This window comes from Pseudomonas sp. WS 5021, assembly GCF_012985535.1.
Lineage (GTDB): Bacteria > Pseudomonadota > Gammaproteobacteria > Pseudomonadales > Pseudomonadaceae > Aquipseudomonas.
Genome location: NZ_JAAQWP010000008.1, coordinates 90581 through 106403, shown reverse-complemented (window position 1 = coordinate 106403; position 15823 = coordinate 90581). Strand labels below are relative to the sequence as shown.

General features: G+C 58.6%; 1 protein-coding gene (only partly in view). It reads left to right on the top strand.

All coding sequences use genetic code 11. The annotated features are described in order from the left end of the window. Positions 1–15823, top strand: partial view of a non-ribosomal peptide synthase/polyketide synthase gene (locus tag HBO19_RS23480; protein ID WP_170058411.1) — the 3' portion only. The gene continues 1712 nt to the left of window position 1, outside the view; only the last 15823 of its 17535 coding nucleotides appear in the window; its start codon lies off the left edge, out of view; its stop codon occupies positions 15821–15823.

The window sequence follows — 15823 nt, the reverse complement described above, 5'->3', positions numbered from 1 at the left end:
GCAGCGTTCCGACGCGTTGATCGTCGCCTTGCTCGGGGTGCTCAAGGCCGGCGGCGCCTATGTGCCGCTGGACCCGGATTACCCCGCCGACCGCGTGGCCTACATGCTCGAAGACAGTCGCGCCCAGGTGCTGCTGACCGAGGCCGATCTGCTCGCAGACTTGCCCCAGACCCAGGCGCAGGTGCTGCTGATGGATCAACTGTCGGGATACCCGCTGACAGTACCGGTTACTCGGGCCGCGCCCGATAACCTGGCCTACGTGATCTACACCTCCGGTTCCACTGGCAAGCCCAAGGGCGTGGCCATTGCCCATAGCAACGTTTTGGCGCTGATCCACTGGTCGCAGCAGGTCTACAGCTACGAAGATATCCAGGGGGTACTGGCCTCGACCTCGGTGTGCTTCGACCTTTCGGTATGGGAAATCTTCGTCACCCTGGCCAACGGCGGCTCGCTGATCCTCGCGCGCAATGCCCTGGAACTGCCCGACCTGCCGGCCCGCGACCAGGTGCGCCTGATCAATACCGTGCCGTCGGCGATCAATGCCTTGCAGCGCGCCGGGCAGATCCCCGAGAGCGTGCGCATCATCAACCTTGCGGGCGAGCCACTGAAGCAATCGTTGGTCGATAGCCTCTACCAGCAGGCCACGGTTGAGCACGTCTACGACCTTTATGGGCCATCCGAGGACACCACTTATTCCACCTGGACTCGCCGCGAAGTAGCAGGCCAGGCCAACATTGGCCGGCCGCTGCACAATACCCAGAGTTACTTGCTCGATGCCGACCTGCAGCCAGTACCCACCGGGGTTGCCGCTGAGCTGCATCTGGCCGGTGCCGGGATAACCCGGGGTTACTTGGGCCGGGCAGCGATGACCGCCGAAAAGTATGTACCCAACCCCTTTTCCACCACCGGCGAGCGCTTGTACCGCACCGCTGACCTGACCCGTTATCGCGCCGATGGCGTGATCGAGTACGTCGGGCGCATAGACCATCAAGTGAAGATTCGTGGTTTCCGTGTCGAACTCGGTGAAATCGAAACTCGGCTGTTGGCAATGGATAACATCCGAGAAGTCGCGGTGCTGGCGCTCGAAGGTGTCGGCGGATTGCAGTTGGTGGCATATATCGCACCATCCCACTGCGGGGAGGTGCTGGCGCACCCAGCAGTTCAGTCACGCCTGCGCGACTCGATCAAAACCCGCCTCAAGACACATCTGCCGGAATACATGGTGCCGGCGCAACTGATTTTCCTTGCACAGCTACCACTGACCCCCAATGGCAAGCTCGACCGAAAAGCCTTACCCGCTCCCGACGCTGTGCAGACGCAGCCTACATTTATCGCGCCACAAAGTGCCCTGGAACAACATATCGCAGCGATCTGGCAAGACGTGCTCAAACGTGAACATGTGGGGCTCACCGATAATTTCTTCGAGTTGGGCGGCGACTCGATCATTTCGATCCAAGTAGTTAGTCGCGCCCGACAGGCCGGGATCTACTTCACCCCCAAGGAGCTGTTCCAACACCAAACCGTTCAGGGCCTGGCGTCAGTAGCCCGTGTTGGCGAGGCCGGCCAGGTCATGGATCAAGGCCCTGCACAGGGTACGCTTGCACTGCTGCCTATCCAGCAAGTGTTCTTTGAGCAAGACATTCCGCAGCAGCACCACTGGAACCAGGCAGTCATGCTACGGCCCGCCCAGGCGCTGCAATCTGAGCACCTCAAACAAGCACTACAAGCCCTGGTGCTGCACCACGATGCCCTGCGCGTATCCTTCAGCGAACAAGCGGGTAACTGGAGCGCTCACTATCGGTCGGTAGCCAGCCAGCAACAGGCCTGGGAGAAGGCCGCGCTGCTGCAACTGATCAGTGCCGATCACAGCGAGCTGCCCACCATTGCCAACGCCACCCAACGTAGCCTCGATCTGCACGAAGGCCCTCTGTTACGGGCGGTGTTGATTAACCTGCCTTGCGGCGAACAACGCCTGCTGTTGGTGATTCATCACCTGGCCGTTGATGGCGTCTCGTGGCGCATCCTGTTTGAAGACCTGCAAACCGCATACCGCCAACTACAAGCTGGGCAAGCGTTAAAACTGCCGTTCAAGACCAGCTCGGCCAAGGCATGGGCCGAGCAACTGCAAACCTACGCCACCAGCGAAGCCCTGCAGCAGGAGTTGGCGTACTGGCAGCAGCAACTGCAAGACGTCACCTGCGACCTTCCGTGCAAAAACCCGGCGGGCAACCGCCAGAACGCCGATGCCGTAAGTGTGCAGACTCATCTTGACCAGAAGCTGACTCGCCGACTACTGCAAGACGCGCCAGCCGCTTATCGCACCCAGGTCAACGACCTGCTGCTCAGCGCATTGGCCCGCGTCATCACGCGCTGGACCCAACAACCGTCAGTGCTGGTACAACTGGAAGGCCACGGCCGCGAAGACTTGTTCGACAGCATCGACCTGACACGTACCGTCGGCTGGTTTACCAGCCTGTTCCCACTGAAACTGACCCCTGCCACCGATCCGGGGCAATCGATCAAGCATATCAAGGAACAACTGCGGGCAATCCCGAACAAAGGCATTGGCTTCGGCGCCCTGCGTTACCTGGGCGACGAGCAGGCGCGCGCTTCCTTGCGCGAGCTGCCCGAGCCACGCATCACCTTCAACTACCTCGGCCAGTTCGACGGTAGTTTCGATAGCGAGGACCACGCGCTGTTCGCCCCATCCGGGGAAAGCACCGGTGATGAGCAAAGCCCGCAAGCACCGCTGGCAAACTGGCTGAGTATCAATGGCCGGGTCTACGGCGGCGAGTTGAGTCTGAACTGGACCTTCAGCCGGGAGATGTTCGATGAGACAACCATGCAACGACTTGCAGACGAGTATGCGCAAGAGCTGGCAACGCTGATCGAGCATTGCTGCCAACCACAAAATAGCGCAATCACCCCCTCGGACGTGCCATTGGCGCAGTTGTCACAAGCGCAGCTGGATGCACTGCCAGTGCCGGCTCACCTGATCGAAAACCTGTACCCCTTGTCGCCGATGCAGCAAGGTATGTTATTCCATGCCCTTTATGATCAGGACTCTGGTAGCTACATCAATCAGATGCGCCTGGATATCGACGGGCTGTTGCCCGAGCGTTTTCAGCAGGCATGGCAGGCGGCGGTCGAAGCCAACGATATCCTGCGCACCAACTTCCTTTGGCAGGGCGAAATCGATACCCCACTGCAACTGGTGCATAAACAGGCAACGCTGCCTTTCACCCTGCACGACTTGCGCAATGAGGGGCAACAAACTGCGGCTCTCGACGAACTGGCCCACCGCGAACGCCTGGGCTTTGACCTGAGTCAGGGCCCGCTACTACGCCTGCAATTGGTGCGCACCGGCGACACTCGCTATCACCTGATTTATACCCATCACCACATCCTGATGGACGGCTGGAGCAACTCACAGCTGCTGGGCGAAGTCCTACAGCGCTACAACGGGCAGCTCCAGGCCAAAACACATGGCAGCTACCGCGACTACATTGGTTGGTTGCAACGCCAGGACAAAGCCGTCAGCCAGGACTTCTGGCGCGAACAGCTAGCGGGGTTGCAGGAACCAACACGTCTGGCCCAGGCAGTCGCTCATCGCCCTGATACCGAAGGTTACGCCGAGCACTTCCAGCAATTGGACCCGACCCGTACCCTCGTCTTGAGCGAATTCGCGCGCCAGCAGAAAGTTACCGTCAACACCTTGCTACAAGCGGCCTGGCTGCTGTTGCTGCAACGCTACACGGGTCACGATACCGTGTGCTTCGGTGCCACCGTGTCGGGACGCCCTGCGGAACTCAAGGGTATCGAGCAACAGATCGGATTGTTCATCAATACCTTGCCGGTCATCGCCAGCCCCCGCCAGGAGCAATCCGTGGCACAGTGGCTGCAACAGATCCAGAACCAGAACCTGGCACTGCGCGAGCAGGAGCACACACCACTTTACGAGGTACAGCGTTGGTCCAATCTGGCCGGTGAAGCTCTCTTCGACAACCTGCTGGTCTTTGAAAACTACCCGATTTCCGAGGCGCTGGAGCAAGGCGCCTCCGACGCCCTAAGCTTCGGCGAACTGAGTAACCATGAGCAAACCAACTACCCGTTGACGCTCGCTGTGGGTCTGAACGACAAGCTGTCGTTGCGCTACAGCTACGACCTCAAACACTTCAATCCAAGCTTCATTGAGACAATCAGTGCTCATCTGACGCAGTTGCTCGACAGTCTTTGCCACTCAGCACAACAGGCACTGGGTGATCTCAACCTGTTACTCGAACCTGAACAGCGCCTGCTATGCACTTGGAATGACACAGCGGGTGCATATCAAGACCAAGGTACTGTCGGCCAACGAATTCAAGATCAAGCCGACCGAGCACCGAACGCCCTGGCACTGATCGATGCCGAGCGCACGTTGAGCCGTAGCCAATTGAACGAACGGGCCAACCGCCTGGCCCACAAGTTGATCGCCATGGGCGTTGGCCCAGAAGTCCGGGTTGGCGTAGCCATGCAGCGTTCGGACGCGTTGATTGTAGCCCTGCTCGGCGTGCTCAAGGCCGGCGGCGCCTATGTACCGCTGGATCCGGACTACCCAGCCGACCGTGTCGCCTACATGCTTGAAGACAGTGGTGCCCAGGTTCTACTGACCGAAAGTGAGCTGCTCGCCGATCTGCCACGCACCCAGGCACAGGTATTGCTGATGGATCGATTGGTGGAGGAACTGGCTGGCTACCCACTGACCGCACCGATCATCTCGGTCTCGCCCGATAACCTTGCCTATGTAATCTATACCTCCGGTTCCACCGGCAAACCCAAAGGCGTCGCTATCGCCCATCGCAACGTGCTGGCGCTGATCCATTGGTCGCAGCAGGTCTACAGCCGCGAAGATATCCAGGGCGTATTAGCCTCCACCTCGGTGTGCTTCGACCTGTCGGTATGGGAAATCTTCGTCACCCTGGCCAACGGCGGCTCGCTGATCCTCGCCCGCAATGCCCTGGAACTGCCGGAGCTGCCGGCACGCGACCAGGTACGCCTGATCAACACCGTGCCGTCGGCAATCAATGCCTTGCAGCGTGCAGGGCAAATCCCCGATAGCGTGCGGATCATCAACCTGGCCGGTGAACCCCTGAAGCAATCACTGGTGGATAGCCTTTACCAACAGGCCACAATTGAGCATGTCTACGACCTCTACGGCCCCTCCGAAGACACCACCTATTCCACTTGGACCCGCCGCGAGGCCGGTGGCCAGGCCAATATTGGCCGGCCGCTGCACAACACCCAAAGCTATCTGCTTGATGCTCAACTACAACCCGTCGCACCGGGCATCACTGCTGAGCTTTACCTGGCCGGTGCAGGGATTACCCGGGGGTACTTGCTCCGCCCGGGCATGAGCGCCGAGAGGTTCGTTCCCAATCCATACGCAGCCCACGGCGAACGTATGTATCGCACTGGCGACCTGGCTCGTCATCGCGCCGATGGCACGCTTGAATACGTCGGACGCATCGACCATCAGGTAAAAGTCCGCGGGTTCCGAATTGAACTGGGTGAAATCGAATCACGCCTGCTGGCACAGGACAGTGTGCAAGAAGTCGCGGTACTGGCAATGGAAGGGTCTAGCGGTCAGCAGTTGGTGGCTTACCTCGTTCCTGACCAATTCCTGGCAAATAGCGATGCTCAAGCGTCGTCGTGCGAAACGATCAAGACAGCACTGCGGGAACACCTGCCGGAATACATGGTGCCAGCCCATCTGATATTCCTGGCCGAACTGCCGCTGACTCCCAACGGCAAACTTGACCGCAAGGCCTTGCCCGCTCCCGAACTTGGCGTACCGACGGACCGGTTCGTTGCACCGCAAAGCGTCCTTGAACAGCAGATTGCCGCTATCTGGCAAGACGTACTCAAGCTGGAGCACGTTGGGCGAACCGATAACTTCTTTGAGCTGGGCGGCGACTCGATCGTCTCGATCCAGGTGGTCAGCCGGGCGCGCCAGGCCGGGATTCACTTCACCCCTAAAGAGCTGTTCCAGCACCAGACCGTGCAAGCTTTGGCCTCTATCACCCAATTGACCAGCGACCGTACGGGAATCGATCAAGGTCCGGTTTCCGGAGAGGTGGCGCTGCTACCGATTCATCAGTGGTTCTTCCAGCAGGCAATCCCTGAACGTCACCACTGGAATCAATCAGTAGTGCTCAAACCCCATGAGGCCTTGAATGCCCCGGCATTGGAACATGCACTGCAAGGGCTAGTCGCACACCATGACGCGTTGCGATTGAACTTCAAACCGCAAGGCACCGGCTGGGCTGGACACGTTGTCGCCCATACCCCGCGCGCCATGCTTTGGCAGCAGGATGTCGCCGACGTGGCAGCACTGGTCCCTCTTTACGACCAGGCCCAACGCAGCCTGGACCTGCAAGAAGGCCCGCTGCTCAGGGCAGTTTTGAGCAACCTGCCAAACGGTGAGCAACGCTTGTTGATCGTCATCCATCACTTGGTGGTTGACGGTGTGTCCTGGCGCATCCTGTTCGAGGACCTGCAAGCTCTTTATCGCCAACAGATTTCCGGACAAACACCTCAACTACCACACAAAACCAGCTCGGTGAAAGCTTGGGGCGAGCGCTTGCGGGGGTATGCACAGAGTGGTGCCCTGCTGGAGGAAGTCGATTACTGGCAACAACAATTGAACGGCGTTGCCACTGACCTGCCCTGCGAACATCCAGACGCCAGCCTGCACAATCGCCATAGCCGTAACTTGCAGGTCGGACTGAGCCAGGCCCAGACGCGCCAGTTGCTTCAACAAGCCCCAGCGGCTTACCGCACGCAAATCAACGACCTGCTGCTCACAGCCCTGGCCCGGGTAGTCGGCCGCTGGACCCGGCGTGACGATACCCTGATCCAGCTTGAAGGCCATGGCCGCGAAGAATTGTTCGACGATATAGACCTGACCCGTACGGTCGGCTGGTTTACCAGTATCTTCCCAGTCAAGCTTTCGGCGGCCGGTACACTTGAACAGTCGATCAAGCACATCAAGGAGCAACTGCGAGCCATCCCGAAAAAAGGCCTGGGGTATGGTGTCTTGCGTGAAATGGGCGACAAAACGGTACAACAAACCCTAAGCGGCTTGCCCCAACCACGCATCACCTTCAACTATCTAGGGCAATTCGACGCCAGCTTCGATGCTGCACAAGGCGCACTGTTCGCTCCTTGCGGCGAAAGCGCTGGCGCCGAACAACACCCCGACGCCCCCCTGGCCAACTGGTTGAGTATCAACAGCCAGGTGTATGGCGGTGAGTTAAGCGTGAGTTGGCTATACAGCAGTCAAATGTTCGACGAGCAGACCATCGAACGCTTGGCCAATGACTACATCCTCGAACTCACTGCGCTGATCGAACATTGCTGTCAGCCGTATAACCAGGGCACCACCCCTTCCGACTTCCCACTAGCAGGTCTGAACCAGCGGCAATTGGATGCACTTACGGTGAAGGCTGCGGAAATCGAAGATATTTATCCGCTGTCACCGATGCAGCAGGGGATGTTGTTTCACTCCTTGTATGAGCACGACTCAGGCAACTACATCAACCAGATGCGCCTTGACGTCGAAGGGCTGGACCCCGAGCGCTTCCAGCAGGCCTGGCAAGCGGCGATGGATGCGCGGGATATCTTGCGTACCCAGTTCCTCTGGCAAGGCGATTTGCCGGGCCCAGTGCAACTGGTACGCAAACACCTGCACTTGCCATTCACCCTACATGACTGGCGCGCGCAAACTCATCTGGAAGAATCACTCGATACATTGGCCGTTACCGAGCAGGAAGGTTTCGAACTCAATGAGTCCGCCCTGCTGCGCCTTCAACTGGTACGTACAGGTGAATCGCGGCATCACCTGATCTATACCCATCACCATATCCTGATGGACGGTTGGAGCAACTCGCAGTTGCTGGGTGAGGTGCTACAACGCTACAACGGCCAACACGACGCCAAGCCTGCCGGACTCTATCGGGACTACATTGCTTGGCTACAACTCCAGGACCAAGCCCAGAGCGAAAGCTTCTGGCGTAGTCAATTGGTTGATCTGACCGAACCTACCCGATTGGCACAAGCTATCCCGGCGCCCGCCAAATCTGGCAAAGGCTACGGCCATTGCCCTCGGCAACTTGAAGTGGCACAGACCCAGCGCCTGAGCGAGTTTGCCCGCCAGCAAAAGGTCACGGTCAATACCCTCCTGCAATCCGCCTGGCTGTTGCTGCTACAACGCTATACCGGACAAGACTGTGTGTGTTTTGGCGCAACCGTAGCGGGCCGCCCGGCAGAACTCAAAGGCATCGAACAGCAGATTGGCCTGTTCATCAACACCCTGCCAGTCATTGCCAGCCCATATGCAGAGCAAACCGTCGGACAATGGCTGCAAACGGTGCAGGCGCAGAACCTGGCCTTGCGCGAACACGAACACACTCCTCTTTTCGAGGTGCAACGCTGGTCGCAACTGTTCGGAGAAGGACTGTTCGACAGCCTGCTGGTGTTTGAAAACTACCCAGTCTCCGAGGCCCTGGAGCAAGGTGGTTCTTCACAGTTGCGCTTTGATGGCATCCGTCTTCAGGAGCAAACCAATTATCCGCTGACGCTGATGGTGGGTTTGAGCGACACCCTGTCCCTGCATTACCACTATGCCAACAGCAACTTCTCTGAACAGGCTATCGATCAACTCAACCGGCACCTGACCGGCCTGCTGTTGAATATGCTCGACCATCCTGATTGCGCCTTGGGCGAACTCTCGATGCTTGATGCCGCTGAACAACAGGTCATGGTGCAATGGAACCCACCCGCAACAGACTACCTACTCCAGCATAGTGTCAATCAACTGATTGAAACCCAGGCTGAACGCACACCGCAAGCTGTTGCCCTGATAGTGGGTCATCAATCGCTGACCTACCGCCAACTCAACGAGCAATCCAATCAACTGGCCCAAAAGCTGAGAGATTCAGGGGTTGGCCCGGATCGCCTTGTAGGAATAGCCCTTGAGCGTGGCATACCGATGATTGTCAGCCTGCTGGCAACACTTAAGGCCGGTGGTGCCTATGTGCCGCTGGACCCGGACTACCCCGCCGACCGTCTGGCGTACATGATGCAAGACAGCGGCCTGGAAGTGCTGATCACCCAGTCCGATGTGCTCGAATCACTATCAGTCCCGATCGGCGTGCAACCGCTGGTATATGAGCACGCAAACGGGTGGCTCGACCGCTACCCACGCAGCAACCCAGCGACGCAAACGAACCCGGACAACCTGGCCTATGTGATCTACACCTCCGGTTCGACCGGAAAACCCAAAGGCGTGGCTATCGCCCATCGCAACGTGCTGGCGCTGATCCATTGGTCGCAGCAGGTCTACAGCCGCGAAGATATCCAGGGCGTATTAGCCTCCACCTCGGTGTGCTTCGACCTGTCGGTATGGGAAATCTTCGTCACCCTGGCCAACGGCGGCTCGCTGATCCTCGCGCGCAATGCCCTGGAACTGCCGGAGCTGCCGGCACGCGACCAGGTACGCCTGATCAACACCGTGCCGTCGGCAATCAATGCCTTGCAGCGTGCAGGGCAAATCCCCGATAGCGTGCGGATCATCAACCTGGCCGGTGAACCCCTGAAGCAATCACTGGTGGATAGCCTTTACCAACAGGCCACAATTGAGCATGTCTACGACCTCTACGGCCCCTCCGAAGACACCACCTATTCCACTTGGACCCGCCGCGAGGCCGGTGGTCAGGCCAATATTGGCCGACCGCTGAACAATACCCAGGGCTATATGCTCGACGCCGACCTGAATCCGGTGCCTGTCGGGGTTGCCGCCGAGCTACACCTAGCCGGCGCCGGAATCACACGGGGCTATCTCGGCAAGGCCGCGTTGACTGCAGAGAAATACATCCCCAATCCGTTCTCCTCCACCGGCGAGCGCCTGTACCGCACCGGTGACCTGACCCGTTATCGTGCCGATGGCGCGATCGAATATGTGGGGCGTATCGATCATCAAGTCAAAATTCGTGGATTTCGTATCGAACTGGGTGAGATCGAAGCGCGCCTACTGGTACAAGCCAGCGTACGCGAAGCGGCTGTACTGGCCGTAGAGGGTGCCAGCGGCCTGCAACTGGTGGCGTACATCGCTCCGACCCGCCCCGATGGAACCCTCGACAGCCTCGAAACACAGGCCCAACTGCGCGAATCAATCAAGATCCAACTCAAATCCCATCTACCGGAGCATATGGTACCGGCACAACTGATATTCCTTACGGAGCTGCCGTTGACCCCTAACGGAAAACTGGACCGCAAGGCCCTGCCGGCTCCCGATTCGGCTCTGTCACAGGCGACCTTCGTTGCGCCGCAAAACGCCCTGGAACAACAGATCGCTACAATCTGGCAAGACGTCCTCAAGCGTAACCAGGTGGGCATTAACGACAACTTCTTCGAACTGGGTGGCGATTCAATTATCTCTATCCAAGTGGTCAGTCGAGCTCGCCAAGCAGGTATCCATTTCACCCCCAAAGAATTGTTCAAACACCAGACCGTACAAGGCCTGGCGTCCGTCGCACAACTCGACCAGCCAGATATGGGAATTGACCAGGCACTGGTTAGCGGCGAAATGCCGTTGCTGCCAATCCACCACCAACTACTGGGCGTGCCAAATGGTGCAACGCTGATGGTGCTCGAACCACATACCCCATTAGTGGCTGAAATCCTTGAGGAGGCTTTACGGGCCCTGATCCACCATCACGATGGCTTGCGCCTGCGCTTCACCGACCAGGTGGGACATTTCGCGACACATGACGGACCTTTGCTACAACACCGGGCAATCCGGGACCTCAGTGGACTGAAGGCGCTTTACCAAGTACTGCAACAACAATCCACGCTGATGGATGGCCCGTTACTGCAAGGGATGCTTGCAACGTTGCCTTCAGGCGAACAGCGCCTGGTACTGGCCGCCCTGCCATTAGCTGTCGACGAATACTCCTGGTCAATTCTGCTTGAGGACCTGCAAGCTGCCTACGCGAACTTGGCAGCCAACCAGGCGGTCATGCTGCCGGCGAAAACTACCAGTGTGAAAGCCTGGGCCGAACACCTGCACACCGTTGCCGCAAATCCTCATCAGGCGTATTGGAGCCAAGTGCCTGTTACCCATGACCTACCACGGGAACGATCCGAGACTGCGGATCATCAAGTCCTGACGCTACGCAAAACCTTGGACAAAAACCTGACGGAGCAACTATTGCAACAAGCACCACTGGCTTACCGGTGCGACGTTGATACCTTGCTGCTCACAACTCTGGCCCGCGTTCTCCATCGCTGGACTGGGCAGGACAGCTGTCTGATCGAGTTGCAACTGCACACTCGTCCTGAGGCGTTCAATGGCCTGAACATGACGCGCACTGTTGTTGGTGCAACACCGGGTGTCCCGGTGCGACTGTCGACGACAAATATCCTGGATCAATCGATCAAGCAGACCAAGGAGCAACTGCGAGCGATTCCTGATGCGGGTCTTGGTTTCGGCATTACCCGTTATCTGGGAAATGGAACGCTCGCACACGTTGCAAGACCGTTGATTCGTTTCAACGCGCTGCCAGCTGTCAACAGCTACCCGTTGTTCAGCGCACACAGATTGTCGCCGATGGCGGCCAATCTGCCAGAGAAAGGTCTGAACATTGTCAGTCAACTGGAGGAAGGCCAACTGGCGCTGAGCTGGAGCTTTGATACCCAATGGTTCAACAGCACCAGCGTTGAGCGATTGGCTCAGGAATACTTCAACGAGCTACAAGCGATGATTGTGCATTGCACTCGCCCAGACAGCGCAGGCCTTAGCCCGTCTGACTTCCCACTGTGTAGCCTGACACAGGCCCAGTTGGACAATCTGCCCATCGCAGCCCACCTGGTCGAAGATATTTACCCCCTGTCGCCAATGCAGCAGGGAATGCTCTTCCACACGCTGGAGGACACTGAAGCTGCGGTCTACATCAATCAAATGGATGTTGAAGTAGACGGCCTGCACGTCGAGCGATTCATCTGCGCATGGGACAGTGTTATCAAACGCCACCCAACCCTGCGAACAGGGTTCTGGAACTCAAACCAACTCGCCGAACCCTTGCAGGTGGTCTATACCCACGCACTTCTGGCAACACAGGTACTCGACTGGCAAGACACGCCTGTCACATCCGAACGCATAAAAGCACTGGTTGCAGAGGACTACGCCCAAGGCTTTGATCTACTTCAGGCGCCGTTGATGCGCGTAACGCTGGTCAAGCTTGCGGGCAACAAGGTTCATCTGATCTGGAACAGCCACCACATCCTGATGGATGGCTGGTCCAGTTCACGTCTGCTGGGTGAAGTACTGCAAACCTATCTGGGTCAAGCACCGAGCACCCCGCCTGAAAGTTATCGGGACTACATCGTCTGGCTTAAAAACCAGTCGAAGACTGACGTCGAACAGTTCTGGAAAGACAAGCTACAAGGGTTCAGCGGTGCAACAACCTTGGCCACCGGCATTGCTCCACGCCCGGGGCAGCAGCTTCCAGGGCACGAAGCGCTGTACCTCAACTGGACCAAGGAACCGACCCAGCGCTTGCGTGAGCAGGCCCAACGCTGGCGTGTGACCCCCAACACGTTGATCCAGGCCGCGTGGCTGTTGCTGCTGCAACGCTATACCGGTCACGCGACCGTGTGCTTCGGTGCCACAGTGGCCGGTCGCCCCGCCACCCTGCCGGGGTCGGACTCCATACTGGGGTTGTTTATCAATACATTGCCGATCATCCAGACACCAGAACCAGAAATGCTCCTGGGTCAATGGCTACAGGCGCTACAGACCTACAACATTGAGGTGCGCGACTATGAGCATGCCTCTTTGGCAGATGTGCAGCGCTGGTCTGGCCAGGGTGGGCAATCATTGTTTGACAGCATCATCGTCTTTGAAAACTTTCCCCTGGATGAGCGACTCCATGATACTGAACAGCAGCAACTGACCTTCGGTGATGTGAAAGCGCGAGGAGTAACCAACTTTGCCATGGACCTGGAGGTCCGTCTGGGCAATACCCTAACCATCGAGTTCATGTACCTGCGCAACCGCTTCACCCCAGAAGCGACCGAGCAAATCCGCACAAGCTTCGAAACCTTGCTGTGCGCCATGCTCGACACCCCCGATGCAACCCTCGGCAGCCTGGCCATGCTCAGCAACAACGAGCAGCAACGCCTCAACCAACGCAACATACTGGCCCCTTTGCAGGAAACGGCGCCGTTGCTGGCCGAGGTCATCCGAAGCCACGCAGCAGCCACACCAGACGCCGTCGCAGTGGTATGTGCCGAAGCTCAGTTGACCTATGGACAACTGGAGTCCCGCGCCAACCGCCTGGCCCATTACCTGATCGCCCAAGGAATAGGCCCGGAAAGTTTTGTCGGGGTTGCCTTGGAGCGCTCAGTTGACGTCATCGTCGCGTTCTACGCGGTCATGAAAACCGGAGGTGCCTATGTGCCGCTGGACATCGACTATCCCCAGGAGCGCGTGCAGTGGATCGTCGAAGACTCGGCCATGAGTTTGCTGATTACCCACGAAAGCCTGCATTCGCGCTTCAATCAACCGTGGGCGCCGGCACTGATCGCGCTCGACGGCCTGAGCCTGGACAGTCAGCCCGACCATTGCCCTGCCAGCGCTGTACTGGATGACAACCTTGCCTATCTGATCTACACCTCCGGTTCCACTGGCAAACCCAAGGGCGTAGCAGTCAGCCATGGGCAGATCCGCATGCATTGCCAGGCCATCGCCCGGCGCTACGACATGGACGCAAGCACCCGCGAGTTACTGTTTATGTCGTTCGCCTTCGACGGTGCTCAGGAGCGCTGGCTCTCGACGTTGGCCAGCGGTGCTCGCCTGGTGGTACGCGACAATCGCCTGTGGACCGCGGAAGAAACCTGGCACGCGCTGCACCAGCATGCCATCAGCATCGCCTGCTTCCCGCCGGCCTATCTGCAGCAACTCGCCGAGTTCGCCCAGACTCAGGACCAGGCGCCGCCACCGGTACGCATCTACTGCTTTGGCGGAGATGCGGTGGCCGACGCCAACTTCGAACTGGTCAAGCGCGCCCTCAAACCGCAGTACTTGACCAACGGTTATGGGCCAACTGAAACCGTGGTGACCCCACTGCTGTGGAAAGTCCCGGTAGACGCCGTGTGTGGCGCGGTTTATGCGCCGATCGGCGAGCGTGTCGGCGAACGTACTCTCTACGTACTGGATGATGCCCTCAATGTTGTGCCAGAGGGTGTGGCCGGTGAGTTGTATATCGGCGGCGAAGGTGTGGCGCGCGGTTATCACCAGCGCCCCGGATTGAGCGCCGAGCGTTTTGTCGCCGACCCGTTTTCCAGTACCGGCGCACGCCTGTACCGCACAGGCGACCTGGTGCGCCAGCGTGCGGACGGGGTGATTGATTATCTCGGGCGCTTGGACAATCAGGTAAAAATCCGTGGCTTCCGCATTGAACTGGGAGAGATCGAAGCACGTCTACGCGAACTTTCAGATGTTCAGGACGCTGTAGTGGTTGCCCGGGAAACTGCCGGTGGCAAACAACTGATCGGCTACGTGGTCGCCTGCGACGTGGCCGGCCTCGGTGAGCGCCTGCGTGGCGAACTGCAACAGGATCTGCCGGACTATATGGTGCCTGTGCAAATCCTCGTGCTGGAGTGCTTGCCACTCAACCCGAACGGCAAACTAGATCGCCAGGCCCTGCCCGACCCGGACTTCAAGGGACGCCAGTTCATCGCCCCGCGCAACGCGCTGGAAAAAGCCTTGGCAGCGATCTGGCAAGAGGTGTTGGAGGTAGAGCAAGTCGGGGTCACCGACAACTTCTTCGAGCTGGGCGGCGACTCGCTACGAGTGCTTAAAGTGTTGTCCAAAGTGCGTAGTCAACCGGAACTGGGGCTGGGCCTCAAGCTGCGCGACATGATGGGCAAACCGACCATTGCCGAACTGTCGGGCTACACCCCGAGCGAGCAGAACCTCGACCCGCTGTTGCTGCTCAACAATCGTGTGGCCAATGCTGCGCCGCTGTTCTGCCTGCACGCCGGTTTCGGCACGGTGTTCGACTACGAGCCCCTGGCCCGGCGTCTGGACGGCCAGCGCAGTGTTTATGGCCTGCAGTGCCGAATGCTGCTGGACCGCGATTGGGAGGATGAATCCTTGCAGGCCATGGCCATTGACTACGCCCAGTACATCCGGCAGAAACAGGCCGATGGCCCATACCACCTGTTGGGCTGGTCCCTCGGTGGCCCATTGGCGTTACTGGTGGCGCAGGAGCTGGAAAGCCAGGGCCAAGTCGTGGAGTTCGTGGGGTTGGTCGATGCCTTCACCCCGACTGCAGAACAGGCGCAGCCTGAGGACGACTGGAGCGATGACTTGCGCGGTTTCCTCGCAGTCATCTTCGATGTGGCTGTCGGGCGTTTGCCGGCGATTGAAATTCCGGCGGGCAGCGACATTGCGCGCCTGGAACAGTTGATCGCATCGGTGCAAAGCAATGTCGCTGGCGACTCGGCATACAGCAGCATCAGCACCGAAGAATTGGCCCATACGTTTATCGTGGCGATGAAACTCAAGGCGTTGTCCGAACAATTGCAGGTCCTGCCAGATACCGGCTGCCGTCCTCATTGTTGGTGGGCCAGCACGCCGCAAGCAGACTTCATCAGCCCAGTGCCTGGTGCACTGAGCGACGAACTGATTGCCGCTGGTCATTACGACATCCTGAAACACCCGGACTGGCTCCATGACCTGCTGCAGCAACTGCCGCAAAACGAAGCCGTGACCAACTGA